The organism is Amycolatopsis azurea DSM 43854 (assembly GCF_001995215.1).
Taxonomy (GTDB): Bacteria; Actinomycetota; Actinomycetes; order Mycobacteriales; family Pseudonocardiaceae; genus Amycolatopsis; species Amycolatopsis azurea.
Window position 1 is genome coordinate 76,575 of sequence record NZ_MUXN01000018.1, and the last position, 25,791, is coordinate 102,365.

General features: G+C 68.6%; 25 protein-coding genes. 17 read left to right on the forward strand and 8 right to left on the reverse strand.

Annotation, left to right across the window (positions count from 1 at the left end; genetic code table 11):
* Positions 1–103: 103 nt before the first annotated feature.
* A complete protein-coding gene (locus tag B0293_RS24305; protein ID WP_407640106.1) occupies positions 104–784 on the reverse strand; it encodes a hypothetical protein in 681 nt (226 codons plus the stop codon).
* 55 nt (positions 785–839) lie between these two features.
* Between B0293_RS24305 and B0293_RS24310 the strand changes: the two genes are divergently transcribed.
* From B0293_RS24310 to B0293_RS24320, 3 genes are all read left to right on the forward strand, one after another.
* Positions 840–2,126, forward strand: coding sequence for an adenylosuccinate synthase (locus B0293_RS24310; RefSeq protein WP_005152479.1), 1,287 nt, complete (start codon positions 840–842; stop codon positions 2,124–2,126).
* A gap of 214 nt (positions 2,127–2,340) precedes the next feature.
* On the forward strand, positions 2,341–3,276 hold the full coding sequence (locus B0293_RS24315) for an LLM class F420-dependent oxidoreductase (protein WP_039915936.1): 936 nt from the start codon (positions 2,341–2,343) through the stop codon (positions 3,274–3,276).
* A gap of 156 nt (positions 3,277–3,432) precedes the next feature.
* Positions 3,433–4,653: an MFS transporter gene (locus tag B0293_RS24320; RefSeq protein WP_005152481.1), complete on the forward strand. Its 1,221-nt coding sequence runs from the start codon at positions 3,433–3,435 to the stop codon at positions 4,651–4,653.
* Here the strand turns inward: B0293_RS24320 and B0293_RS24325 are convergent.
* Both B0293_RS24325 and B0293_RS24330 read right to left on the reverse strand, forming a co-directional pair.
* Positions 4,637–6,172: an amino acid permease gene (locus B0293_RS24325; RefSeq protein WP_005152483.1), complete on the reverse strand. Its 1,536-nt coding sequence runs from the start codon at positions 6,170–6,172 to the stop codon at positions 4,637–4,639. The genes B0293_RS24320 and B0293_RS24325 overlap by 17 nt on opposite strands.
* 172 nt (positions 6,173–6,344) lie before the next feature.
* Positions 6,345–7,463 (reverse strand): glycerophosphodiester phosphodiesterase, encoded by a 1,119-nt coding sequence (locus B0293_RS24330; protein ID WP_039915938.1) that lies wholly within the window; start codon positions 7,461–7,463, stop codon positions 6,345–6,347.
* A gap of 176 nt (positions 7,464–7,639) precedes the next feature.
* Between B0293_RS24330 and purD the strand changes: the two genes are divergently transcribed.
* From purD to B0293_RS24355, 5 genes are all read left to right on the forward strand, one after another.
* Positions 7,640–8,902 (forward strand): phosphoribosylamine--glycine ligase, encoded by a 1,263-nt coding sequence (gene purD / locus B0293_RS24335; RefSeq protein WP_039915940.1) that lies wholly within the window; start codon positions 7,640–7,642, stop codon positions 8,900–8,902.
* Between the two features lie 139 nt (positions 8,903–9,041).
* The gene (locus B0293_RS24340) at positions 9,042–9,428 is read left to right on the forward strand and encodes a type VII secretion target (protein WP_005152490.1); all 387 of its coding nucleotides are present in this window, start codon (positions 9,042–9,044) and stop codon (positions 9,426–9,428) included.
* Positions 9,379–10,020, forward strand: a complete 642-nt coding sequence (locus B0293_RS24345) for a DUF3558 domain-containing protein (RefSeq protein WP_245191859.1) — start codon at positions 9,379–9,381, stop codon at positions 10,018–10,020. Before B0293_RS24340 ends, B0293_RS24345 begins: the two co-directional genes overlap by 50 nt.
* 10 nt (positions 10,021–10,030) lie before the next feature.
* Positions 10,031–11,707 (forward strand): PPE domain-containing protein, encoded by a 1,677-nt coding sequence (locus B0293_RS24350; protein WP_005152494.1) that lies wholly within the window; start codon positions 10,031–10,033, stop codon positions 11,705–11,707.
* A 4-nt stretch (positions 11,708–11,711) separates the two neighbouring features.
* Positions 11,712–12,482, forward strand: coding sequence for an ESX secretion-associated protein EspG (locus B0293_RS24355; RefSeq protein ID WP_005152496.1), 771 nt, complete (start codon positions 11,712–11,714; stop codon positions 12,480–12,482).
* Position 12,483: 1 nt separating this feature from the next.
* Here the strand turns inward: B0293_RS24355 and B0293_RS24360 are convergent, their stop codons facing one another.
* Positions 12,484–14,370, reverse strand: a complete 1,887-nt coding sequence (locus B0293_RS24360; RefSeq protein WP_039915944.1) for a serine/threonine-protein kinase — start codon at positions 14,368–14,370, stop codon at positions 12,484–12,486.
* Between the two features lie 200 nt (positions 14,371–14,570).
* Between B0293_RS24360 and B0293_RS24365 the strand changes: the two genes are divergently transcribed.
* Entirely contained in the window at positions 14,571–14,888 is a 318-nt protein-coding gene (locus B0293_RS24365) for a hypothetical protein (protein WP_005152509.1), read from the forward strand.
* 45 nt (positions 14,889–14,933) lie between these two features.
* A complete protein-coding gene (locus B0293_RS24370; RefSeq protein ID WP_005152511.1) occupies positions 14,934–16,049 on the forward strand; it encodes a transglycosylase SLT domain-containing protein in 1,116 nt (371 codons plus the stop codon).
* Between the two features lie 73 nt (positions 16,050–16,122).
* Here the strand turns inward: B0293_RS24370 and B0293_RS24375 are convergent, their stop codons facing one another.
* Positions 16,123–17,307 (reverse strand): FAD-dependent monooxygenase, encoded by a 1,185-nt coding sequence (locus B0293_RS24375; RefSeq protein ID WP_005152517.1) that lies wholly within the window; start codon positions 17,305–17,307, stop codon positions 16,123–16,125.
* A gap of 143 nt (positions 17,308–17,450) precedes the next feature.
* Here B0293_RS24375 and B0293_RS24380 point away from each other — a divergent pair, with 143 nt between their 5' ends.
* From B0293_RS24380 to B0293_RS24390, 3 genes are all read left to right on the forward strand, one after another.
* Positions 17,451–18,359, forward strand: a complete 909-nt coding sequence (locus tag B0293_RS24380) for a TetR/AcrR family transcriptional regulator C-terminal domain-containing protein (RefSeq protein ID WP_005152520.1) — start codon at positions 17,451–17,453, stop codon at positions 18,357–18,359.
* Positions 18,360–18,368: 9 nt separating this feature from the next.
* The gene (locus B0293_RS24385) at positions 18,369–19,550 is read left to right on the forward strand and encodes a pyridoxal phosphate-dependent aminotransferase (protein WP_005152522.1); all 1,182 of its coding nucleotides are present in this window, start codon (positions 18,369–18,371) and stop codon (positions 19,548–19,550) included.
* A gap of 92 nt (positions 19,551–19,642) precedes the next feature.
* A complete protein-coding gene (locus B0293_RS24390) occupies positions 19,643–19,825 on the forward strand; it encodes a hypothetical protein (protein ID WP_005152523.1) in 183 nt (60 codons plus the stop codon).
* A 3-nt stretch (positions 19,826–19,828) separates the two neighbouring features.
* Here B0293_RS24390 and B0293_RS24395 read toward each other — a convergent pair whose 3' ends face one another.
* The 3 genes from B0293_RS24395 to B0293_RS24405 form a co-directional block, all read right to left on the reverse strand.
* A complete protein-coding gene (locus tag B0293_RS24395; protein ID WP_005152525.1) occupies positions 19,829–20,650 on the reverse strand; it encodes an SAM-dependent methyltransferase in 822 nt (273 codons plus the stop codon).
* An 87-nt stretch (positions 20,651–20,737) separates the two neighbouring features.
* On the reverse strand, positions 20,738–21,328 hold the full coding sequence (locus tag B0293_RS24400) for an HAD family hydrolase (protein ID WP_005152527.1): 591 nt from the start codon (positions 21,326–21,328) through the stop codon (positions 20,738–20,740).
* Between the two features lie 3 nt (positions 21,329–21,331).
* Positions 21,332–22,360 (reverse strand): threonine aldolase family protein, encoded by a 1,029-nt coding sequence (locus tag B0293_RS24405; RefSeq protein ID WP_005152529.1) that lies wholly within the window; start codon positions 22,358–22,360, stop codon positions 21,332–21,334.
* Between the two features lie 135 nt (positions 22,361–22,495).
* Here B0293_RS24405 and B0293_RS24410 point away from each other — a divergent pair, with 135 nt between their 5' ends.
* The 4 genes from B0293_RS24410 to purB are packed head-to-tail and all read left to right on the forward strand — an operon-like array spanning position 22,496 to position 25,770.
* Positions 22,496–23,014, forward strand: a complete 519-nt coding sequence (locus B0293_RS24410) for a SigE family RNA polymerase sigma factor (protein ID WP_005152531.1) — start codon at positions 22,496–22,498, stop codon at positions 23,012–23,014.
* Positions 23,001–23,702, forward strand: coding sequence for a hypothetical protein (locus B0293_RS24415; RefSeq protein WP_039915948.1), 702 nt, complete (start codon positions 23,001–23,003; stop codon positions 23,700–23,702). The genes B0293_RS24410 and B0293_RS24415 overlap by 14 nt, the downstream gene beginning before the upstream one ends.
* A 24-nt stretch (positions 23,703–23,726) precedes the next feature.
* Complete coding sequence (locus tag B0293_RS24420; protein ID WP_005152535.1) at positions 23,727–24,320, forward strand: TetR/AcrR family transcriptional regulator; 594 nt, start codon at positions 23,727–23,729, stop codon at positions 24,318–24,320.
* Positions 24,321–24,339: 19 nt separating this feature from the next.
* Positions 24,340–25,770 carry an adenylosuccinate lyase gene (gene purB / locus B0293_RS24425; protein WP_005152538.1) on the forward strand — a complete coding sequence of 477 codons (1,431 nt, stop codon included), beginning with the start codon at positions 24,340–24,342 and terminating at the stop codon, positions 25,768–25,770.
* Positions 25,771–25,791: the final 21 nt, after the last annotated feature.

Sequence of the window (25,791 nt, forward strand, 5' to 3'; positions counted from 1 at the left end):
TGCTGGCTCTTCGTGAACGGAGGGTGTCACGAGCAGGTAGGACGCGGTGTACGCGGCCGAAAAAGTTTCGGAAAGTCCAGCTGAAGGTTCTGGGCCGAACGGCCTAGACGAGGCCGCGGACCAGCCGGAGGTCCTCGGTGTGCCGGTACCAGGTCCAGCGGCTCATCGCGCGCGGATGGGCGACGCCGTCGCTGCTCGGGCGGGTCGGGATGCAGCCGAGCTGGAACGCCCGCGCGTACTGCGTCGTCGGCCGTTTGAAGAGCGTCCCCTTGGTCACGCGGACCATCAGGCCCGGCCCGCTCGCGTCCGGTTCGACCTCGATCGAGCGCGCGGGCCCGCGCAGGACGGTGTGCTCGTCGCAGTAGGCGACCCCGCGGATCATGCCGATCGCGCCCCGGCCTACGAGCACGCCGCCGGTGTCGTCACGGATCAGCGGTACCGGGTCGACCTCGCCGCGCAACGCGAGCGCCAGCGCCCGCAACGGCTGGGTCGGCAGGCTCCAGATGCGGGCGACGTCGGAGTCCGGCGAGGACGGCACGAAGCCGAGCGACACGCCGGGGAGCTGTTCTTTTCGTAACAGCCGGAGCGCGACGGCGGCGAGATCGGCGTCGGTGCCCGCGACCACCAGGTGATCGTGTTCCCCCAGCAAGGGGTCGATATCCGCCTTGCCGGGACGGCTCGGGACGCGCACCATCTCGACGTCGTCGATCTCCGGGAGTGTGGGCTCGCCCGCAGGACAGACCACCACTATTCCGCGCACCCGAAGGCCCTCCGTTACGCTCATGCACCGGCATTTACCAGCGCCAAAACCATCAGTCGCCGAACACCTGGAGTGTCACATGCCGGCCATCGTGCTGATCGGGGCCCAGTGGGGGGACGAGGGCAAGGGCAAGGCCACCGACCTGCTCGGCGACCGCGTCCAGTGGATCGTGCGTTACCAAGGCGGTAACAACGCGGGCCACACCGTAGTCCTTCCCGACGGGCAGAACTTCGCCCTCCACCTCATCCCGTCCGGGATCCTCACGCCGGGCGTCACCAACGTCATCGGCAACGGTGTCGTCATCGACCCGGGCGTGCTGCTCGACGAACTCGCCGGGCTGGAAGAACGCGACGTCGACACCAGCAAACTGCTGATCTCCGCCGACGCGCATCTGATCATGCCGTACCACGTGGCTATCGATAAGGTCACCGAGCGTTACCTCGGCAGCCGCAAGATCGGCACCACCGGCCGCGGCATCGGCCCCTGCTACCAGGACAAGATCGCCCGCGTCGGCGTCCGCGTGCAGGACCTGCTCGACGAGAAGATCTTCCGGCAGAAGGTCGAGTCGGCCCTGGAGTTCAAGAACCAGGTGCTGGTCAAGGTCTACAACCGCAAGGCCCTCGACGCCGACCAGGTCGCCGACGAGGTGCTGGCCGCGGGCGAGAAGTTCGCGCACCGCATCGCCGACACGCGGCTGCAGCTCAACCAGGCCCTCGAACGCGGCGAGACCGTGCTGCTCGAAGGCTCGCAGGGCACGCTGCTCGACGTCGACCACGGCACCTACCCGTTCGTGACGTCGTCGAACCCGACGTCCGGCGGCGCGAGCGCGGGTTCGGGCATCGGCCCCGGCAAGATCACCACCGTGCTGGGCATCCTCAAGGCCTACACCACCCGCGTCGGCTCGGGCCCGTTCCCGACCGAGCTGGACGACGAGTCCGGCGAGTACCTGCGCAAGCAGGGCGGCGAGTTCGGCGTCACCACCGGCCGCTCGCGGCGCACCGGCTGGTTCGACGCGGTCATCGCGCGCTACGCGGTGCGGGTCAACGGCATCACCGACTACTTCCTCACCAAGCTGGACGTGCTGTCCGGGCTGGAGAAGGTGCCGGTGTGCGTCGGCTACGAGGTCGACGGGTCCCGCACCTACGACATGCCGATGACGCAGACCGACGTGCACCACGCGCTGCCGATCTACGAAGAGCTGCCGGGCTGGTTCGAGGACATCTCGGGCTGCCGCACCTTCGAAGAGCTGCCGGCGAACGCGCGGGCGTACGTCGAGCGGCTCGAAGAGCTTTCGGGCGCGCGGATCTCGGCGATCGGCGTCGGTCCGGGCCGGGAGCAGACGATCGTGCGGCACGAGTTCGTCTGACGCTTGCCGGCGACCTCGCCGGAAGCGTTGCGAAAGCCACTTCCGCAACCTTCAAGGTTGCGAAAGTGGCTTTCGCAACACGCGGCGCCGCCGGAGCGCGCTGGGTCCGGGTGGTCGTGAGTGGTAAGTGACGTTAGAACGACACTTGCCACTCACGACGTTCCCAGCTGGTGAACGCCGAAATATCGCGTCGACAGCGTGGTTAGCGTTGAACATGACCATCGGAGTGGCACTCCCGTCCGGCGACACCGCGAACGCCGTCAACATCGTCGACGAACTCATCACGCAGACTCGGCAGGCCGCCGACGCGGGCCTGACCTCGGCCTGGTTCTCCCAGCAGATGGAGCACGACGCGATCACCGTCGCCGCCCTCGCCGGCCGCGCGGTCCCGGGGATCACCGTCGGGACCAGCGTCGTCCCGGTCTACCCCCGGCATCCGTTGCTGGTCACCGGCCTCGCGCAGACCGCGCAAGCCGCGACCGGCGGCCGGTTCGTCCTCGGCCTCGGAACCGGCGCCAAGAACTGGCTCGAACCGGCGTACGGCATCGAATACCCGTCGCCGATCAAGCACCTTCGCGAGTACCTGACGATCCTCCGCGAGGTACTCGGCGGCGGCGAGGTCGACTTCCACGGCGAAACGGTCAGGGCGCACGCCAAGGGTTTCGCGGCTTCGCTCACCGTCGCGGGCGGTTCGGACATCCCGCTGATCATCGCCGCGATGGGGCGGCAGGCGCTGCGCGTCACCGGCGAACTCGCCGACGGCACGATCCCGTTCCTCGCCGGGCCGAAAGCCCTTTCCGAGCTGATCGTCCCGGAGATCACCAAGGCCGCCGCGGGCCGTCCGGCACCGCGGATCATCGCGATGGTCCCGGTCGTCGTGACCGACGACCCCGACGCCGTCCGCGCGACGGTCGACAGGCAGTACGCCTTCTTCCGCGACATCCCCTCCTATCGCGCGGTCTTCGACGCCCAGGGCGTGGATTCCGCCGGTGAGCTGGTGATCGCCGGGGACGAGGAGACCGTCGCCGCAGAGATCCGGCGGTACTTCGACGCCGGGGCGACCGAGGTCGTCGCGACCCAGAGCGGCATCCGGAACAGCGAAGAGCGGCTCCGCACCTGGCATGTCCTGGGAGACCTCGTCAGGGGCTGAGGAGGCCATCACCGAACAAGATGAGCTGAAGGGGACTTTCACCGCACGACATGCGGGGAAAGTCCCCTTCAGCTCTTTTCAGGGGTCCAGTGGCCTTGCTCACAGCGTTCGGATTGTGCATACTCGTGCGCATAGCGAACACAGCTGGAGGTCTCCATGTCCCCTGCCACGGCTCGTTCGTGGGTGGTCCCGCTCGCCTGGACGGCGGTGCTGCTCGACGGATTCGACCTGGTCGTCCTGGGCACCGTGCTGCCCGCGCTGCTCCGTGACCACGTCTGGGGCCTGACACCCGGCACGGCGTCGGTGATCTCGACGTTCGGCCTGATCGGCATGACGATCGGCGCGTTGACGATCGGCACGATCACCGACCTCATCGGCCGCCGGAAGGCGCTGATCATCGCGGTCACCGCCTTCTCGGCGTTCACCGCGCTCTGCGCCCTCTCGCCGTCGGCGTTCGTCTTCGGCCTGCTGCGCTTCCTGGCCGGGCTGGGCCTCGGCGGCTGTCTCCCGACGGCGATCGCGCTGGTCACCGAGTACGCCCGCAAGGGAAAGGGCGGCAGCGCGACCACCACGGTGATGACCGGCTACCACGTCGGCGCGGTGCTCACCGCCCTGCTCGGCATCTGGCTGATCCAGCCGCTCGGCTGGCGCGCGATGTTCGTCGCGGGCGCGCTGCCCGCGCTGGTCCTGGTGCCGCTGATGATCAAGTACCTGCCCGAATCCGAGTCCTTCGAGCGGGCGCGGGAGACGCAGGCGAAGTCGGCGACGGACGTCGTCGGCGGGCTGTTCCGCGGCGGGCTCCTGCGCGCCACCATCGCGTTCTGGGTGACGTCGTTCATGGGCCTGCTGCTGGTCTACGGCCTCAACACCTGGCTGCCGGAGATCATGCGGCAGGCCGGATACCCGCTGGGCGCGGCGCTCGGGCTGCTGCTCACGCTGAACCTCGGCGGCGTCGTCGGCCTGCTCGTCGCGGGCCGGGTGGCGGACAGGGCCGGCGTACGGCCGGCGGCGATCTTCTGGTTCATCGGGGCGGCGCTCTTCCTGGCCCTGCTGAGCGTGAAACTGCCCGCGGTCGGGCTGTACGTGGCGGTGTTCCTCACCGGCGGGTTCGTGTTCAGCGCGCAGGTACTCGTGTACGCCTACATCGGCAAGACGTACCCGGACGCGATGCGCGCCACCGGAATCGGCTGGGCGGCGGGTGTCGGCCGGGTCGGCGCGATCTGCGGGCCGATCCTCGGCGGCGCGCTGCTGAGCGCCGGGATCGCGTACCCGTGGGGTTTCTACGCGTTCGCCGGGGTCGGGGCGGTGGGCGCGGTCGCCGTGACCGGAGTCCGCGCCGGCCGCGCCCGGGAGGAGGCCGCTACCCCAGTTCCTTGAGTTCCTTTTCCACGGCGGCGAGTTCTGCCTCGGAGCCCTGCACCTTCGGACCCGTGAACCACTTGCGCGCCGAGGCGAACCACCACACCGCCGCCCCGCCGAGTACGACGAGGAAGGCGATCGGCGTGTAGTTGAAACTGTCGATGGTGACCGGCGATCCCTGCGGGAGCATGAACAGCACGAAGATGAAGCACACCCACACGGTCGCGACGATGCCGATCGGCTTGCCCCACTTGCCGAGGTTCCACGGTCCGGGTTCGAAGTCGTCGCCCTTGCGTACCCGCAGGAACACCGGGATCACGTAAGCCACGTAAAGGCCGACGACCGCGATCGAGGTCACCGCCGCGTAGGCGGTCGCGCTCCACAGGTACGGCAGGGCGAGCAGGAGCGCGCCGCCCGCGGCCAGCCACACCGCGTTGGTCGGTGTCTGGGTGCGCTTGTTGATGCGGTGCCAGAACCCCGAACCCGGGATCGCGCCGTCCCGGGCGAAGGCGTAGATCATCCGTGAGTTCGCGGTAACCGAAGCCATCCCGCAGAACAACTGCGCGCCGATGCAGATCAGCAGAAGGAACTTGCCGGTCTGCTCGCCGGTCGCGTCGATGAAGATCTGCGCGGGCGGCACCCCGGTCTCGGAACCCGCGGCGCCTTCGTAGTCCTGGATGGCGAAGGTGAGACCGATCAGCAGGATCCATCCGGCGACCAGGGAGACGAGGATCGAGTTGATGATGCCGCGCGGTCCGGCCTTCGCCGCGTTCTTGGTCTCCTCGGTCATGTGGGCAGAGGCGTCGTAGCCGGTCAGCGTGTACTGCGCGAGCAGCAAGCCCAGTAAGAAGACATAGACCGGTGACGCCCAGCCGGTGTTGTTCACGAACTCGCCGAAGACGAAGGACGCGTCCTGGTGCTTGGCGGGGACGACCACCAGCACCCCGACGATGACCAGTACGCCCACCAGGTGCCACCACACGCTGACGGTGTTCAGGATCGCCACGATCCGCACGCCGAAGGTGTTCAGCAGGCCGTGGATCACCAGGATGATCGCCAGCAGCAGGATCGTGTTGCCCGGTGTGGCCTCGAAGCCGAACTGCAGGTCGAGGAAGGCGTTGAGGAACAGCGCCGCGCCGAAGTCGATCCCCGCGGTGACGGCGATCTGCCCGATGAGGTTGAACCAGCCGGTGAACCACGCCCACGCCGCGCCGTTGCGCGGGGCGAGCTTCGCGGCCCAGTAGTAGAGGCCGCCCGCGGTCGGATAGCTGGAGCAGACCTCGGCCATGCCCAGCCCGACCAGGATGACGAACAGGCCGACCAGCGGCCAGCCCCAGATCATCGCGGCGGGCCCGCCGGTCTTCATGCCGAACCCGTAGAGGGTCAGGCAGCCGGAGAGGATCGAGATGATCGTGAACGAGACGGCGAAGTTGGAGAAGGTCGACATCGTGCGCCGGAGTTCCTGCGCGTAGCCGAGCTGGTGGAGCCGGGCACTGTCTTCGTCGGCGGGTTCGGCCTGCTTGTCTGAGACATCCATCGGGCACCCACTTAAAAGGTATGCGGACAGACCATTGAGATCCGCCGAAATTAGGCCCGCCCACCTGCGGATGTCAAGGTCTTGTCAAGAACCGCGCCCGCTGGATGCACAAGAACGGCCCGTTCCCGCGAAACTCGCGAGGAACGGACCGTTCGTGGTGCGGTCGAGCGGGTCAGCGTCCGCGGAACGCCTTCACGGCTTCCAGTGCGGTGTCCGGCTGGTCCGAGAAGTACCCGTCGACACCCGCCTTCAGGAAAGCCTCCTGCTCGGCGAACGCGTCGCCGTACTCGGCGAGGTTCGCCGACGAGCGCAGGTTCTGCGGGAGGAAGTTGTTCTCGTTGCGGAACGTGTACGGCCCGACCTTCAGTCCGGCCTTGTGCGCGTCGGCCACGAGCGCGGTCGGCTTGCCCAGTGCGCCGTTCACCACCGGGATGACCTGCGCCTTCTCCGGGCCGAGGTAGTCCGCGTACTTCGAGATCTCCTTCAGGCCCACGGGCGTGACGAGGTCCGCGTACGTGCGCGGGTCGCCCTTCGCGACGAAGTCGGCCGGAGCGCCGGTCGCCGAGGTCAGCTGGAGCAGCGGCACTCGCACCTGGCGCGAGAGCTCGATCAGGTTCGACACCTCGAACGACTGGATGATCACCGGCGCCTTCGGGTGGTTGAGCCCGTTGCGCTTGAGCAGCTCGACCAGCTTCGGCTCGGTCGGGTTCTTGATCGAGGAGAAGTAGGTCGAGTGCTTGACCTCCGGGTAGGTCCCCAGCTCGCGACGCAGTTCGCGGCCGAGGCGGCGCGTCAGGTCGAGCACCTCCTGGTAGGTGGCGATCTGGTAGCGGCCGTCGTAGACCTTGTTGTTCGGCCGCAGCTGCGGGATCCGCTCGGTCGCGCGGAGGGTCTTCAGCTCGGCGAGCGTGAAGTCCTCGGTGAACCAGCCGGTGAACGACGTGCCGTCGATGACCTTCGTCGTCTTCCGGTTCGCGAACTCGGGGTGCTTCGCGACGTCGGTGGTCCCACCGATCTCGTTCTCGTGGCGAGCGACCAGCTGGCCGTCCTTGGTGGGCACCAGGTCGACGTCGACCCAGTCGACGCCCTGGCGGTAGGCGAGCTCATACGAGGCGAGCGTGTGCTCCGGGCGGTAGCCGGGGGCGCCGCGGTGTCCGACGATCACCGGCCCATCGTGGCCCTTCGCCAGCGCCGACACATCTCGGGCACCCGGCTCGGTGGCGCCCGCCAACCCTGTCACGCTGAGTACGGCGAGTCCGGACAGGGCGAGCACGCCCAGGCGCTTTCGCATGGTGGGTAACCTCTTTCGGTTGAACTCGGGGTACCGCGCCACCCTTGACGCAGGAGGCGTCCGGACGGCGAAGTCGGACCGGCGGAGCGCTGACCGCCGGGTGAACGCCGGATGGAACCACCCGCTCGAGGACGGCGACGTCTTCGTGGCTCACCGGCCCGGTTACCCTGTGCTTCGTGCGCGTACTGGTAATCGGGTCCGGCGCCCGTGAGCATGCACTCGTCCTCGCGGTCGCGGAAGACCCTTCCGTCACCGCACTGGCCTGTGCCCCGGGTAACGCCGGCACCTCTTCGGTGGCCGAGCAGCTCGGCGTGGACGCGGCCGACCCCGAATCGGTCTCCGCCCTCGCCAAGCAGTGGCAGGCGGACCTGGTCGTGGTCGGTCCCGAGGTCCCGCTGGTGGCAGGCGTCGCCGACGCGGTCCGGAAGGCGGGCATCGCCTGCTTCGGCCCGTCCGCGTCCGCGGCCCGGATCGAGGGCTCGAAGGCGTTCGCGAAGGACGTCATGGCGGCCGCGAAGGTGCCGACAGCGCACTGTGAGGTCGTCGACAACCCGGCGCGCCTCGACGCCGCGCTCGGCCGCTTCGGTCCCACCTGGGTGGTCAAGGACGACGGTCTCGCCGCGGGCAAGGGCGTCGTGGTCACCACGGACGTCGACGTCGCGCGCAAGCACGCCCTGATGCTGCTCGACGGCGGGCACCCGGTGCTCCTGGAGTCCTTCCTCGACGGCCCCGAGGCCTCTCTGTTCTGCTTCGTCGACGGCCGCACGGTCGTCCCGCTGCTGCCCGCGCAGGACTTCAAGCGCGTCGGCGACGGCGACGCGGGCCCGAACACCGGCGGCATGGGGGCGTACGCGCCGTTGCCGTGGGCGCCGAAGGACCTGGTCGACGACGTCGTCGAGCGGATCGTCCAGCCCGTGGTCGACGAACTCGACAAGCGCGGCGCCACCTTCTCCGGCCTGCTCTACGCCGGGCTCGCGCTGACTTCCGAAGGCCCGCAGGTCATCGAGTTCAACTGCCGCTTCGGCGACCCGGAGACCCAGGTCGTCCTGGCACTGCTGCGCAGCCCGCTCGGCAAGGTCCTGCACGCGACGGCGACCGGCAAGCTCGCCGACCTGCCGCCGCTGGACTGGGATTCCGGCGCGGCGGTCACCGTCGTGCTGGCCGCGGACGGCTACCCCGGTAAGCCGAGGACCGGCGACGTCATCACCGGTGGCGAGCTCGAAGGCGTGCTCCACGCGGGCACCCGCCGCCGTGACGACGGCGCCGTGGTCTCCTCCGGCGGCCGCGTGCTGTCGGTCGTCGGCACCGGCAAGAACCTGAAGGCCGCCCGCAAGGACGCCTACGCGACGGTCGAGAAGGTCCACCTGGCCGGCTCGCACCACCGCACCGACATCGCCCTGCTCGCCGCCAAGGGAGAGATCGCCACCCCGGTCTCCTGAATCCGGGTTTCGTGAATCTCCGACGGAACCGTTCGGGTTCCGGGTGCGTCTAACCCGGTATTTCCTGTGAAGCTTAGGCGCCCGATACATCGGCGTTGGTAGCCTCGACGGGGCGGTTCGAGCGCGCAAGGGGTGGGGAATGGCAGCATCGGGCAAGGTCCAGGACCTCACGTCGGCGGTCCCGACGCCGCCGTCGGTGGCCGACATCAGAGTGGATCCGTCGAAACTGCTCGAAGTGGCGAAGATCGTCGAAGAGCAGGTCGACGCGCTCCAGGACAAGCTTTTGACGCGGCTCGACCAGCTGCGTATCGACACTCCGGCCAAAGACACCGTGAGCGTGCACTCGACCAGCGTCTGGAACGAGCTCGTGGCCGACGGCGACCAGTCGTACGCCGCGCAGGTCAAGGCGTACGTGGCCGGTCTGCGGGGACTGGTCAACCAGCTCCGCACGGCGGCCAAGGAGTACAAGACCAGTGATGCGGACAAGGCCGCCGCGTTCGGGGACCGTGGTGTACACCGGGCGTAGGCCTCGTGTGCTGGTCTCCGGCGGGGTGCTCACCCTCGTGCTGGCCGGATGCGCCACGGACACGGGTGGACAGGCTTTCCCCGACGAACCGGCGCTGGCTTCGGCCACGCAGGGTGCCAAGGCGTCCGCGCTGCCCGCCAGGCCGTCGGAGCTGAACCTGCAAGGGGCCGATCCGTGCGCCTTGCTCACCGGGCCGCAACTCGACCAGCTCAAGATCAACAGCAAGCCGCGCGCGGCCGCGGAACCGATCGACGGCCCGACCTGTGTCTTCGACGCGGACGCCGCGGAACCGTTCCACACCTACTACGTCCGCGCGGTCACCGCGGACGTCGAAGAGTGGTTCACGGGCAAACGCCGCAAGAACAGCATGACGACGGAACCGAAGGCGGTCGGCGGGTTCCCCGCCATCACGAACTACCGCGACGCCGGGAAACCGAGTGATTGCGAAACGCTCGTCGGTGTCGCGAAAGGGCAGACGCTGGCGGTGCGGGCCGTCACCGTCACCGCCGGCGGGTTCACCATGCCGCAGCTGTGCGAGATGTCCGCGCGGGCGGCCGATTCGGCTTTGCAGACCTTGAAAGCACGCAACTAGGGAGGGCGCCGTGAACGTTTCCGACCTCGCGGGCAGGCTCCGCGATCTTCGGTTCGACGGCTACACCGACACCGGGATCGCGACCGAGATCGAGCGTTTCCGCAGCGGCGACGGTACCGGCAGCATCGGCATCGCCGTCGAGGCGCTGAAGTCCGTCGCGGGCGCGCTCGCCGACACCGACAAGACGCTGCGTGACGAGCTGGGCAAGCTCGGCGTGGAATGGCAGAGCGAGGCGGGTGGCGCCGCCGGCCAGGTGTTCACCGAGCAGGCAGGCTTCTCCCAGGACGCGAACTCGAAGGTCTCGCACTCCGCGGAGATGATCTTCGCCCAGGGCGAGGCCTTCAACCGGACGCTGCACAAGCTCCCGGATCCCGAAACGGTCCGGAAGGGCGCGGGCGGGCTGACCATCGGCGACGTCGTGCTGAGCCTCATCGGGTTCGAGACCGACCACGCCAAGAGCGTCAGCGCCGCGAACAACGCGCGGGCGCAGGCGCAGGAGGCGTTGAACGACTACGCCAAGACGAGCGGTGAGAACCTGCTGACGACCGACACGCTGGCCGATCCGCAGGCGATGAACCTGACCCAGAACACGACCGCCGCTTCAGCGGGCGGTGGTCCCGGCCCGCTGAATCTCGCGGGCACGGCCACCGACCTGACCCCGGACGGCAGCGTGCGGCCCGCGTCGGCCGCCGTCGAGTCGAAGTACGTGCCGCCGCCCGTACAGACCGCAGGCAACCCGAAGGCGCCGTCCTACGACGCGCCGACTCCGGCCTACGGCGTCGCCATGGGCGGCGGGGTCGCCCGGAAGACCGGTGCGTCGGCGCCGTCTCAAGGTGGCGCCACGGTTCCCGCGGCCGCCGCGCCGACCACGCCGTCCGGCACCTCGCGGCCCACGCCGGCGCCGGGCAGCGGCTGGGTGACGCCGAACCGGCCCACCCCGCAGCCCGAGACGGGCAGGCCGTCGTACCCGGTCACGGGTTCGCCCGCCTCCCCGCCGTTCGTCCCGCCGGGCGCGCCGAACCTGCCCGCCGGTTCCACGAACATCCCGCCGGGCCAGTCCACCGGGAGCCTGCCGCCGAGCAGCACCACTTCGGCGCAGCCCTTCGGCAAGTCGTTCGGTCCCGGCCCCGGTGCCGAAAGCGCCCTGGGCAAGGGCCCCGGCTCCACCTCGGGCCCCGGCGTGTTCGGCGGCGTCGGCGGCGGTACCGGTGGCGGCGACCAGGGGCTCGGCAAGGGCCGCTCGGTCGGCGCCGGACCGCAGGCGCCGATGGCGCCCGGCAACGAGTCCGGCCGCGGCTTCCCCGCCATTCCGAAGGTCACCGGTCCGGCCGCGGGCGATCTGGGTGCCGGCGCCGCCGCGCTCGGCGCCGGTGTCGCGGGCGGTGCGCTGAGCGGCGACAAGGAACGCGACCGTCGTCCCCGCCAGGAAGGCGGCGCCGTCAAGCCGACCCGTCAGCTGCCGATCGGCGAGCTTCCCGAAGAGGAGGCCATGCGGCGCTCGGAGAAGATCGGCGCGAAGCAGCCGAAGCCCGAGTCGAAGTTCATGGAGCGCGCGGCGACCCAGGACGTCGACGAGGACGCGGAGCACATCAGGCGTTACGGCGTCGACGACAAGGACCTGTTCACCGACGAGCGCATGGTGTCGCCCGACGTGATCGGTGACCATGGCAACCGGGAAGCGCGCTGAACCTGTGCCGAACGACAACGGCAGCCTGGTGCTGTCCGCACTCGAGTTCGAAATGCTCTGGGAAGCCGAACGGCTGCCCCGCCGCCATGTCGCACTCGACGTGCCGAGCCCCGGAACGACCCATACGGAGCGGGCGGCACTGATCGAAGAGGCCTGGGAATCCCTGCGCGCGCGAGGTCTCGCGCGGGGACACCAGGCGTCGGGCGAGCTGGTCGACATGCTGAACCTGTTCGCGACCCCCCGGTTCGCGATCGACGTCTGGGTGTGGACCGACCGCGAGATCAAGGGCCAGGCGGTCAGCGTCGGCAACCAGGCGCTGCTCGGCGTGATCGACGAGGGTCAGGTGTGGCTGATCCCGGCCCGCGAAGGCTCCCTCGCCGAAGCCGCCGTCTCGGTCGCGGGCGACCTCGGTCCCGGCGTCGGCCAGTCGATCAGCATCCCGCACGACCTCCTCGTCCAGGCCGACGCCTCCGCCCGCGGTGACGCGAAAGCGATGGTCACCGCACTGGAAGACCTGGACGTGCCCCTGTGGCAGGCCCAGGAGGTGGCGGGCATGCTGCTCGGCCAGGAGGCACGCGGCCAGTTCGGTGTCGAACGCGCGGGCCGCGACGGCCGCCCCCGGCGCGCGGGCAGCGTCGTCGCCTTCTACGACACGGACGCGGGGCGGTACCTGTTCCAGGTCGCGCGGAACCGTGACGGGCGGGACTGGGCGACCATCACCCCGGCGGACAACCAGCTGCTGGCGACGCGGATCCGGGAAGTCGCCGACTTCTGACTCAGGGCTTGGGAAGCTTGGCGGCCACGAGTTCGGCGAACTCCTTGGCTGTGCGGCACATCGGGACGGGATCGGCGACCTCCTCCTGTGGCACGACGCGTGCTTCGAGTTCTTCGGTGGCGAACTCGTCGATCTTGCGATGGGTCCAGGTGATCGTGCAGTCGTCCATTACTTTGGGGCCGTTGCGAGAGGCTTCATAGGCGGGCTTGCCCGCGATCTCGATCGGCTTCTGGCCGCTCGCGCTGTAGTCCTCTCCCACACCCCGGTTCAGTCTGATGTAGAAGCTGTTCTTTCTGCCAAACCAGCTGCACTCTTGGAAGTTGGTGACGAGAATTTCGAGAGGTTCTCGGGCAAGCGACGCGGCGTCTGCGTTTGGCACTGTCTTGCAAAAGTCGATAGCCAAGGCGGAACCTGGCGAGGCCGGGCGGAGTGGGGCTGAGCCGGAACGAATTTGGTCAAGGACGACACCGAGTGCTTCGAGCGGGGTCTCGCACCTGTCCCCGGAGTTTCGAGAAGCCGTGGTCGCGATTCCGAACCCGGGCGTCGATTTGTTCGCGGCGATCAACTTGCAGCTTTTCTCGTGGATGTACTTGACGACATCGGCTCCGAACAGCTTTAGTTGTTCACCTTTGTAGAGGGACAGATTTGCGGTGAGGTCTATTTCGATCCCGCCGCTCTTGGACTTGTCCGCGGTTTCGCCGATCGAGTGAGCACAATAGGTGAATCTGGTACCGGGTCTTGGCTCCTTTACCGGCCCGCTGTTGGGTAGCGAGTTGTTCTTCAGCAGTTTGCAGGTGTCGATTCGCCCGATCTGTTCGGGACTGAACGGTGCCGGGGCAGGTGGCTGCCCGGCCGATTCCGGAGTCGGTTGAGCTTTCGCTGCGCCGTCATCCCGATCGGCCACGATGAGACCGGTCGCCACAGCGATCGCGACGACCGCTGTCACCGCTCCCGCGATCAGCAGCGGAGCCCGGCGTTTCCGAGGTCGCGACAGGTCGGTCGGAAGAGAAAGCGCCGTGTTGACCTCGGCCTTCTGCCGGGCGATCGAGGCGTGTACCGCTGGAGGCCAGGGTGTCGCGCTCGGTGTGACCGGCCCCAAGAAGTCCAGGATCTGCGCGGGTGTCGGCCGTGCCGCCGGATCCTTGGCCAAGCAGGGCTCGGCGAGCCGTCGCACGTCCGGGTGCACCATCCGCAGGTCGGGATGGCTGTGCACGACGTTGTAGAGGGTCTGCGGTGTGGAACTCCCCGCGAACGGGCTTCGTCCGGTCGCGGCCATCACCAGCAGGGCGCCGAGAGAGAAGACGTCACTCGCCGGGGTGATCGGGTACCCGTTTGCCTGCTCAGGCGACATGAACCCGGGCGAGCCGATGATCGACCCGGTGTGCGTGATGTCCGTTTCGCCCTCGGCCGCACGCGCGATCCCGAAGTCGATCACCCGCGGACCGTCGTCGGTGAGGATGACGTTGCTCGGTTTCAGGTCACGGTGGATCAGCCCGGCCCGGTGGATCTCCATGAGCGCGGACGCGAGGCCGACAGCGAGGAATCGCAGCGAGTCCAGCGGCAAGGGACCAGTGGCGTCCACAGCCTCCTTCAGTGAAGGCCCGGGGACGAAGACGGATGCCAGCCAGGGTGTCGCCGCATCGGCATCGGCGTCCATCACGGCCGCCGTATAGGCGCCCGACACCATTCGCGACGTTTGGACCTCACGGCGGAATCGCGAACGGAAACCCTCGTCATGCGCAAATCCCGGGTGGACCTGCTTCAGCGCGACGAGGCGGCCGTCTTGCGACACCCCTAGCAGGACTCGGCCCATGCCACCCTCGCCCAACGAAGCGACAAGGCGATAACGCCCGACTTGCCGGGGTTCACCCGGATTCAGCGGTTTCACGAAGTCTTACCTCCCCGGTGGCATGCTACAAAGCGTGTCCGGGTGGTCGCATGCTTATCGGCGGGGTGGAAGTTGGCGTGGATGCGCACACGGCCCGCTGTCGAGGTCTTACAGTATGCGCGGGAACCGTCCTGATCGGCCGCGCGTCTGATCGGGCGGACGCAGAGTTTTCCGTGTTGCGGTGAAGGGGATGACGAACCGTGCCTGTTTACGACCCGGAGTCGATGGGGATCGCCGCCGGTCAGGTGGAGCGGCTCAAGGACGAGTTCGACAAGTCCAAGAAGCAGGTCACCGGCGTCGATGACGAGAGGGAAAGTCCGTTCGGCACGATGGGCGGCTCAGGCGACGTCCATGGCGCCGTGGGCTCTTTCAAGGACGGCGTCCACAACGAGTTCGATTCCGCCGGAAAGCTGATGGAGGCCACGGCCTTCGTGTTGCGGAAGGCCGCGGGCCTGATCCAGGAGACCGAAGCCGTGCATGTGGACAACCTGAAGCTGCACGAGCACGGCAAGCAGTGAGCACGCGAAAGCCGGCCCCGGTGGGCCTGATTTCTAGGGGGCGTTGTGGGCGATATTGACTTCCCACCGAACTGGTCGCAGGTCACGGAAAAGGCCAAACAGGTCGAGGGCATCAAGCCGGAAGCCATCCAGAAGGCCGCGGATCAGTTCCATGCCGCCGCGACGCAGGCCGGTGACCACAGTGCCTCACTGAAGTCGTCGACCGACGCGTTGAACGGCGGTGTCTGGAAAGGCCCCGCCGCCGACGCCTTCTTCGATTACGTGAAGCAGATCACCTCCGCGGGTGACCGGGTCAAGGGGCACCTCGAGGAGATCAGTAAGGACCTCGGTGAACTCCAGGTTCAGCTGAGCGACATCAAGGGCAAGATCGACGACGCGGCCAAGACGGCGCAGACCACTATTCAAACGTGCATCGACACCGAGACGCCCAAGGTCGCGGCCGCTCGTAAGCAGGCGACCGACGCGGCGGACCCGGACAAAAAGGTTCAGCCGCCGAACCCGACCGCGGAACAGATCATCGCAACGGCGAACACCGCGAACCAGAAGACCGCCAGCTCGGCCACTGAAACCATGACCGGGTTGCTGACTCAGGCCGACGGTCTTATCAGCAAGTCGCAGCAGTTGATGAAAAAGGACATCGAGGGCGGCGGCTACTCCAAGGTCCCGATGCCCGGCAAGGACGGCACCGTCCCCAAGCGCACCGGTGGTCTCCACACCGGAGGCGGCGGTGGAGGGGGCGGCGGCGGTGGCGGTGGGGGCGGCGGCCTCGGGCCGAGTGGTGGCCCGCCGTCGACGACGCCGCCGGGCAACGTCCAGCAGTGGATCCAGGAGGCCATCAAGATCCTTCAGGCCAACGGGATCCCGGTGACCGACGCGGACATCCAGAAGATCTGGACGATCATCGAAAAGGAGTCCGGCGGTAACCCCAACGCCATCAACAACTGGGACTCCAACGCGGCCAAGGGGACGCCGTCCAAGGGCCTGATGCAGTGCATCGACCCCACTTTCAATTCGCACAAGCTTCCCGGGCACGACAACATCTACAACCCGGTCGACAACATCATCGCGGGCGTGCGGTACACGTTCTCGCGGTACGGCGGGTTCGAAGGGCACCCCGGCCTGAAGTCCATGGCCGGTGGCGGCGGATACCAGGGCTACTAAAGCTTTTCCGCGGTACATGATGGCCCCCTTCCTTGCGTCTAGCGCAAGGAAGGGGGTCATCATGTACTCGGTCTCAATAGTCCTTCAGGGGCAAAGCGTTCGCCGCTTCGGTCAGCGGTCGCATGGCCGCTTTCATCACCCGTTCCCGGAACGGCAGATACGGCAGCACGCGCATCGACTGGATCTGCTTCCACTGCCGAAAACGGGTCTGTTTCTTCTGATTCAGCGAAGCCAGCGCTTGATTCCGGAGTACGAACGGCCGCATTTCCTTTTCGTACGAAGTGAAAGCGGCGCGATGGTCCGGCGAAGAAGCCAGTGAACCAGCGAGCACGTAAGCCCCGACGAGCGCCAAACTGGTGCCCTGTCCCGAAAGTGGCGACGGCCCGTAGCCCGCGTCGCCCACCAGGGCGACCCGTCCTTCGGTGAACCGGTCCATCCGGATCTGGGTCATGGAGTCGAAGTACAGCTCGCTCGACGCCATTTCCCGCAGCAGCCGCGGCACTTCCCAGCCCTGGCCGAGGAACCGGTCGGCGATCAGTTTCCGTTGCTGGTCGAGGTCGCGCCGGTCGAAGTCGAGTTCCGGCGACTGGAAGCCGAGCATCGCCCGCGCCTCCGTGTTGTTCCGAGCGCTGTACAGCCCCGCCAGCTTCCCCGGCGTCATGTGGAACGTCTGCCAGCGGTCCAGGTCGAGGAAGTTCGGCACGGTGAACACCGCGAGATAGGTGTCCATGTAGTGCGAAAATTGTTTCTCCGCCCCGAAAACGAGCGATCGCACGGCCGAGTGCTGGCCGTCCGCGCCGACGACGAGGTCGAAGTCCCGCGCTTCGCCGCGGGCGAAGGCGACCCGGACGCCGTCGGTCCGCTGCGCGATCCCGGTGATCCAGTCCCCGTAGACGTACTCGACGCCGTCCTGGGCGACCGACGCCAGCGTCTCCGTGAGGTCGTCCCGCAGGATCTCGACGTCGCCGCTGTCGGTCAGGCCGCCGGTCAGCGTGTGGTCGGTGACCTTCACCAGCGTCTTGCCCGCGCCGTTCACGAACGACATCCCGCGCATGTCCGTCCGCAGCTCCCGAAGCCGCCCGAGCACGCCCATCCGGTCGACGACGCCGAGCGCCGTGCCGCGGATGTCGACCGCGTGCCCGCCGACCCGGGGCGCGGGGGCCCGCTCGACGACCGTCGGCGCGAAACCGCGTCGGCGCAGCCAGTACGCCAGCGTCGTACCGGCGATTCCCGCGCCCGAAATGAGGACCTTCCGCATCCGAACTCCTTGTGTACGGTGTTGTGAAGCACTGCGTACAACGTATGAGCGCACTGGTGGAACCCTAGGAAAACGAGCTGATTTACTTCAGTGCACTAGTGCGATCAAGGTAGTGCGGCAGCCGGAACGGAGTCAGGTGCACTATGTCGAGGATCGAGCCGCCCTACCTGCGGATCGCCGCCGAGATCCGCCACCGGATCGTCGCCGGGGAGCTGCGCGAAGGTGACAAGGTCCCTTCGACGCGGCAGATCATCGCGGAGTGGGGCGTCGCGATGGCGACCGCGACGAAGGTGCTCGCCGCGCTCAAACGGGACGGCCTGGTCATCGCCAAACCCGGCGCGGGCACGGTGGTCGCGAGCCGCACGCGGAAGGCCGAACCGAAGCCCGACACGGAGCTGTCCCGCGAGCGGGTGGTGAAGGCCGCGATCCGGATCGCCGACGCCGAGGGCATCCGCGCGCTCTCGATGCGCCGCGTGGCGTCCGGTCTCGGCGTAGCGACGATGGCGCTTTATCGCCATGTCACCGCGAAGGAGGAGCTGGTTCTCGAGATGGCCGACACGGCACTCGGCGAGATCCGCTTCCCGCCCGAGCCGCCGCCCGGCTGGCGGGCGCAGCTGGAGCTGATGGCGAGGGCACAGTGGGCCCTGTTCCGGCGGCATCCCTGGCTCGCGCAGGCGCTCTCGATCACCCGCCCGCAGCCGCTGCCGAACCTGTTGAGCCACGCGGACTGGGCCACCCGCGCGCTCGACGGTCACGGCCTCCCGGCGTCGACGATCATGTACGCGCACATCACGATCTTCAACCACGTACGCGGCATCGCCCTCAACTTCGAGGCCGAGGCCGAGAGCGAATCCGGGACGGCGGTCTCGGCCGACGCCTGGCTCGCCGTGCACGAACCGATCCTCTGGGACCTGGTCTCCGAAGGCCGTTTCCCGAACTTCGCCGGTGTCGTGTCGCGTGCTCCGTTCGACTACGACCTCGACACGCTCTTCGAGTTCGGCCTCCAACGGCTCCTGGACGGTTTCTCGGTTCTCCTCGCGAAGGCCGGTTAGCCTCACTCCATGTCCTTCCCTGGTCCCGCCGCACGGTCCGATGTCCCGCCGTTCCACGTCATGGACGTCCTTTCGGCGGCACAGGCGCGGCAGCGCAGCCATGGCGATCTGGTCCCCCTGCTGGCGGGGCAGCCGTCCGCGCCGGCGCCGCGGCCGGTGCTCGAAGCCGCCCAGCGGGCGCTGAAGGACCACCACCTCGGCTACACCGAACAACTCGGCATCCCCGAACTGCGCGAGGCCGTCGCGGCGCATTACAACCGCACGTACCCGGTCGAGGTGAGCCCGCAGGACGTCATCGTGACGACCGGTTCGTCCGGCGGTTTCCTGCTCTCGTTCCTCAGCGCCTTCGAGGCGGGTGACCGGGTCGCGATGGCGCGCCCCGGCTACCCGGCCTACCGCAATCTGCTGAAGGTGCTCGGCTGCGAGGTCGTCGAGTTCGCCACCGGACCCGAAACGAACTTCCAGCCGACCGTCGCGCTGCTCGACGAACTGGGGCCGATCAAGGGACTCATCGTGGCCAGCCCGAGCAATCCGACCGGCACCGTCCTCCCACCGGGTGAACTCGCCGCGATCAGCGGCTGGTGCTCGTCACGCGGTGTGCAGCTGATCAGCGACGAGATCTACCACGGCATCTCCTACGGCAGTGGACTCGACTGCGCCTGGCAGTACGGCGACGAGGCGCTCGTGCTCGGTTCGTTCTCCAAGTACTTCGCGATGACGGGCTGGCGGCTCGGCTGGATGCTCGCGCCCCAGCGGCTGCACCGCGCGATCGACGTCCTGACCGGCAACTTCACCATCTGCCCGCCCGCGGTCTCCCAGCACGCCGCGACCGCCGCGTTCACCGAGGAGTCGTACGCCGAGGCCAACGGCCACGTCGAGCGCTATCGCGAGAACCGCGACGTGCTCTTCGACGGCCTCAAGGGCATCGGCATCGACAAGCTCGCCCCGGCCGAAGGCGCCTTCTACGCCTACGCCGACGTCTCGGCGTACACGAACGACAGCCTCAGCTGGTGCCAGCGACTCCTCGCCGAGACCGGCGTCGCGATCGCCCCCGGCATCGACTTCGACCCCGTCGACGGCGGGAGGTTCGTGCGCTTCTCCTTCGCGGGCTCGCGCGAAGACATCGACGAGGGGGTCCGCAGGCTCGGCGATTGGCTCACATCGTCAGGGGGAACCCCGAATTCACCCTGAACGTTGGGCAGAATGAAGGCGCTCGCGAGTTCCGCCTGACAACCTGGACTCACCGGGCCCGCTCGGGCACGGTGAGGCAATCGGAGGATGCCATGTTCTGGAAGATCGTCGGCGGGCTGATCCTGGCTTGGGTGGCCTTCATGGTCCTCGGGTCCGTGCTCGGTTTCCTCGTGAAGGCCGTCTTTTGGATCGCCGTCATCGGCGGCGCGGTCTTCCTCGGCACGGCCGCCTATGGCGCGATCAAGGGCAAGGGCACCCCGAAGCAGCTCCGCTAGGAGTCAGGGTTTGCGCGCCACCCCGCCGAGCGACGTGAAGTTCACGGGCGCGAGCGGGGTGAAGCGCGGACCGTCCGGCCACCACAGGTGCGGGTAGGTCAGCCCGGGCTCCATGAGCTCGAGCCCCTCGAACAAGGACTCGATCTCCTCACGCGTGCGGTACAGCGTGTCCAGCCCCGTGCCGTTGAACCGCTTCTCCAGCGACGTCGCGAGGTCGGCCGCTTCGGAGCCATCGGCGGGGTTGTGCTGGTGAAGCAGGACGACGAACGAGCCGGGGGCGAGCGCGTCGACGTAGGCGCGGACGATCTTCCGCGCCTCGTCGAGGTCCTGGATGTGGTGCACGATCGCGCACAGGATCAGCCCGGCGGGCCGGTCGAAGTCCAGCCGGTGGGTGCGGGCGAGTTCCTCGACGACCTCGGTGGGCTGGGTCAGGTCGGAGCCCAGCATGTGCGCGAAGTCGTTCGCCGCGAGAATCGCGCGGCCGTGCGCCTGGACCACCGGATCGTGGTCGATGTAGACGACCTGCGCCTCGGGGTTGTACCGCTGCGCGACCTGGTGCGTGTTCTCCACGCTCGGGAAGCCGGAGCCGAGGTCGAGGAACTGGTCTATGCCTTCCCGGTCGGTCAGGTAGCGCACGGTCCGGACCAGCCAGTGCCGGACCTCCTTGGCCATGACCTTGGATTCCGGCGCCAGTTCCAGGATCTGGCTCAGCACCGCCCTGTCGGCCTCGTAGTTGTCCTGGCCGCCCAAGAGCGCGTCGAAGACCCGCGCGATGCTCGGCCGGTCGAAATCGACCGGAACGAACGGGCGCTGGTCCGCTGACATGGGCACCTACCGGATCAATCGGTTTGGACGTATCCAGCGTAGGTCATCCGCTTCACCGCACGTAAGCGGACGGATGACGAGGGTGAATTATTCCTCCGAAGAGCCGAAAGCGGATTGCGCTGTTGTCACGCCGACCCAGCGTTCGGCCTTCATCCCGATCGCCCGCGCTCCGTCCACATTGGACTGACGGTCGTCGAAGAACAGGCAGTCGCCCGGTTCGGCGCCGAGTTCGGCGAGCAGGATCCGGAAGATCTTCTCGTCGGGTTTCATGCAGCCGAGGTCGCCCGAAAAGAGCTTCACGCGGAACAGACCGGCCCACTCCTGCTCGCGCACCCAACGGCCGAACGTCGACGACGCGTTGGAGAGCAGCGCGAGCGCCGCGCCCGCCTCGTGCAGTCCTTCCAGCAGTTCGAGCACGTCCGGTTCGAGGTGCGTCCAGCCGGCGACGTCGATACGGGTCAATTCGTCGGCGAAAGCCTTGTCGACCGGGACGTTCAGCGCGCGGCCGACGTTCTGCCAGTACTCCAGGTCCGAGCCGCCGGAGTCGTACCGGTCCCGTTCGGCCCAGTAATGCGGCTCGAAGTCGGCCTGTTCGAAGCCGAAGGCCTTGGCCAGGGCCGGCAGCGCGTCGGTGTGCTTGCTGATGACGTCGCCGTAGTCGAAAACGATCCAGTTCATGGGTCAGCCCCCGGTCTTGATGCGATTAAGGGTTTCTTCGATGTCCGCCGCGGAAAGGTCCCGGTGCGTCACGAACCGGATCCGGCCCGAGCTGGGCAGCGTCTGGATCCCGAGCCCGGCCAGCCACTCCAGCCTGCCCTGGAGGTCGGGAGCGGTGACCTGCACGATGTTGGTCTCGGGGGTGTTGACCTCCCAGCCGTGCTCGGCGAACCCCGCCGCGAGCCGCGTCGCGTTCTCGTGCGCCTCGGCCAGGTCGCCGATGCGGTCCAGCGCGACCAGGCCGGCCGCGGCCAGCACGCCCGCCTGACGGACGCCGCCGCCGAGCATCTGGCGCATCCGCCGCGCCTTCTCGACGAACTCCTCGCTGCCCGCGACCACCGAGCCGACGGGCGCGCCGAGGCCCTTGGAGAAGCAGGCGGAAACGGTGTCGGCGCCGACCGTGAGCGCCGCGGGCGGCAACCCCAGCGCGACCGACGCGTGCCAGAGGCGGGCGCCGTCGAGGTGCACGGTCAGCCCGGCTTCTTTCGCCACCGCGACCAGCTGGGCGTGCTCGTCGGGCGGAGTGATCGCGCCGCCCGCCGAGTTGTGCGTGTTCTCCAGGCACAGCAGCGGGGTGCGCAGCGCGTAGTACGGCCCGCGCGGGTTGCCGATCGCGGCCGAAAGCGTTTCCGGCGTCGGCCGTCCGGGGCCGGCGTCGTGTTCGAGGGGCTCCGGCATGCCGCCCGCGAGCCAGGCGGCGGAGCCGAGTTCGTCGGTGATCACGTGCGAGCCGCGCGGCGCGAGGAACTTGTCACCGCGCCGGAGGTGGAGGCACAGCGCGATGAGGTTCGCCATGGTGCCGGTCGGCGTCCAGAGCGCGGCGGGCATGCCGAGGAGCTTCGCGGCGCGTTGTTCGAGGGCGCCGATGGTCGGGTCGCCGTCGAGGACGTTGTCGCCGACCTCGGCGTTCGCCATGGCCTGGCGCATGACGTCGTCCGGTCGGGTCACGGTGTCGGAGCGGAAATCGATCAACGGGAGAGGGCGCGAGGTCACGGTACGATCACATCACATCGACGGCCCCGCCATGAACCTCCTCCCCGGCTGGTCCGCCGCGCCCGCTCATGCAACCGTGGACGCCCCCGGTTCCGTCCTACCCACCGACGAGGCAAGAGCGGAGACAACAACCGCGTGAACCAGCGCGACGAACAAGAGTTCGCGGAGTACTTCGCCGCGAAGCGGGACTCCGTGCGCAGGACCGCGTACATGCTCTGCGGTGACTGGCATCGCGCGGACGACCTCGCGCAGACGGCGTTCGTCGCGCTGCACCGGAGGTGGAAGAAGATCAGGGAACGGGCGGCGACCGACGCCTACGTGCGGAAGACGCTGGTCAGGGCGGCCATCGACGAGTCGAGGCGGCCGTGGCGGCGGGAGTGGCAGACCGAAGAGCTGCCCGAACCGCCGCAGGACGGCTTCGACCTCGGCGAACAGGTCGTCACCAGGGAAGACCTGCTGGCCGCGCTGCGCGAAGTACCCCCGAAGCAGCGGGCCGTGCTGGTGCTCCGGTTCTTCGAGGGGCTGGACGTCGGCGCGGCGGCGAAGGCGCTCGGCTGCAGCGAAGGGAACGTGAAGAGCCAGACCGCGCGCGGGCTGGCGAACCTCAGGCAGGTCATGGAGAAGGAGGAGGTGGCACGGGATGGACGAGAATGACCTGAAGGCGTTGTTCCGTGACGCCCCCGGTGACGCGCCGTCGTCCACCTTCGACACGGCCGACGTCGTCCGCGCCTCGAAACGCGCCACTGCACGACGCCGAAACGGTATCGCCGTGGCCTGTAGTGCGCTGGTTTTGGTCTTGGCCGGAGTGGGCATGTTCGGCGTGCTCGGCGGAACCGAGCTCCAGATGGGGTCTGCCGCCAAATCCGACGACGAAGCCGCGGCGCCGAAGCAACCCGGAGCCGCTTCGGTACGTCCTCAAGACGGGGAGTCCTCGAACTTCTCGAACCCGCCGCCTCAGCAGGGGGGCGACGGGCCAGAGAGGACCGGCCAGCTATCGGCCGAAGGCACCTACGGGTGCGACCAGGTGGACCGGGAGCTCGCCACCGCCCTCGCTGGCGAGCTCCCGGTCCCCGTGGATGTCGCCAAGTCGACGCCCGGCGACATCTGTTCGACGGGAGCCAGGTCCGCGGGGTTCCAGGTGCCGGGCGGCACGGTTTCCACCGCGGTCTACCCGGCGGGCGCGTCCGTCCCGGTGCTGCCCACGGGGGCGGCCGAGGGGCGGCGGACCACCGCCAAGGGATCGCTGGTGATCGTGGTGAGCCTCGGCGACGGTACGGGCGGGTCCGCGTTCTCCGCGGCCGATGTCGACCGGTTCGCCGCCGTGCTCGCCACCCGCTACTGACGGCGCCTGGCAAAATAGCCCGCCATGACCGCTGCCGCGACCACGCCGAAGGGTGAGCGACGCCGTGCCGAGCTCATCGAGGCCGCCGCGTCGCTGCTGGCCGAGGGCGGTTTCGACGCCGTGCGGCACCGTGCGGTCGCCGAACGCGCCGGACTGCCGCTGGCGTCGACGACGTACTACTTCGATTCGCTCGAAGAACTCGTCACCGCCGCCGTCGAGCACCACGCGAACCAGGAACTGGAGACCGGGCGGACCAAGCTCGACGAACTGGCGACCCGCAACCGTGGTGTCGAGGCCACCGTCGACCTGGTGCTGGACATGCTCCTCGGACCGCTCCGCCCGGATCGCGAGGCCGACGCCGAAGCGGTCCTTCTGCGCTACGAGCGCCTCGTCGGCACTGGTCGCCGTCCGTACCTTCGGCCGTTGATGCGGACGCTGTCCGCGCAGCTGTACGAACTGCTCCACGAGATCTTCGCGCGCTCCGGCACCCCGGTGGACGCCGCCGAGCTCGAGCGGCTGGTCGCCTTGGTCGATGGCGCCGTGGTCAACGCGCTGATCGAGGTCGACCCGGAGCCTCGCGCCGCCGCCGCCCGGATGCTCCAGGCCGCCCTCGCCTAGCGCCGGTTAGTCTGGCCGCGTGACGGACAAGCCCCGCATCCCCAACGTGCTCGCCGGCCGCTACGCCTCGCCTGAGCTGGTCGAACTCTGGTCCCCGGAACGCAAGGTCGTGCTGGAGCGCGAGCTCTGGCTCGCCGTGCTCCGGGCGCAGGCCGACCTCGGCGTCGAGGTGCCGGACGGCGTCGTCGCCGACTACGAGCGCGTGCTGGAGCAGGTCGACCTCGACTCGATCGCCGCGCGCGAGCGGGTCACCCGGCACGACGTGAAGGCCCGGATCGAGGAGTTCAACGCGCTCGCCGGCCACGAGCACGTCCACAAGGGCATGACGTCGCGTGACCTCACCGAGAACGTCGAGCAGCTGCAGGTGCGGCGCTCGCTGGAGCTGGTGCGCGGCCGCGTCGGCGCGGTGCTGGCCCGGCTCGCCTCGATCGCGGTCGAGCACTCCGACACGGTGATGGCCGGCCGTTCGCACAACGTCGCCGCGCAGGCGACGACCCTGGGCAAGCGGTTCGCCACCGCCGCCGACGAACTGCTGGTCGCCTTCGACCGGCTCGAAAACCTGATCGCCCGGTACCCGCTGCGCGGGATCAAGGGCCCGGTCGGCACCGCGCAGGACATGCTCGACCTGCTCGGCGACGAGTCCACTTTGGACGAACTGGAGTCGCGGGTCGCGGCCCACCTCGGGTTCGAGAACGTGTTCACCAGCGTCGGCCAGGTGTACCCGCGTTCGCTCGACTTCGACGTGCTGTCCACCGTCGTCCAGCTGGCGGCCGCGCCGTCGAGCCTGGCGAAGACGATCCGCCTGATGGCGGGCCACGAACTGGTCACCGAGGGCTTCAAGCCGGGCCAGGTCGGCTCGTCGGCCATGCCGCACAAGATGAACACGCGTTCGTGCGAGCGCGTCAACGGGCTCGCCGTCGTGCTGCGCGGCTACCTGTCGATGATCGGCGAGCTCGCCGGCGACCAGTGGAACGAAGGCGACGTGTCCGACTCCGTCGTCCGCCGGGTCGCGCTGCCCGACGCGTTCTTCGCGCTCGACGGCCTGCTGGAGACCTTCCTCACGGTGCTGGCCGAGTTCGGCGCCTTCCCCGCGGTCATCGGACGTGAGCTCGATCGCTATCTGCCCTTCCTCGCGACCACCAAGGTGCTCATGGCCTCGGTCCGCGCGGGGGTCGGACGTGAAACCGCTCACGAGGCCATCAAGGAGAACGCCGTCGGCGTCGCGCTCGCGATGCGGGAGCAGGGGCTGGCCGAGAACGACCTCCTCGACCGCCTCGCCGCCGACGAGCGCATCCCGCTCGACCGCGGTGAGCTGGACAAACTCCTCGCCGACCGGATCTCGTTCACCGGTGTCGCGCCGCGTCAGGTGGCCGCGATCGCGTCGCGCGTCTCGGACATCCTGGAGCGTTTCCCGGAGGCCGCGGGTTACTCGCCGGCACCGATTCTCTGACGTGTGAGCAGCCCCACCACG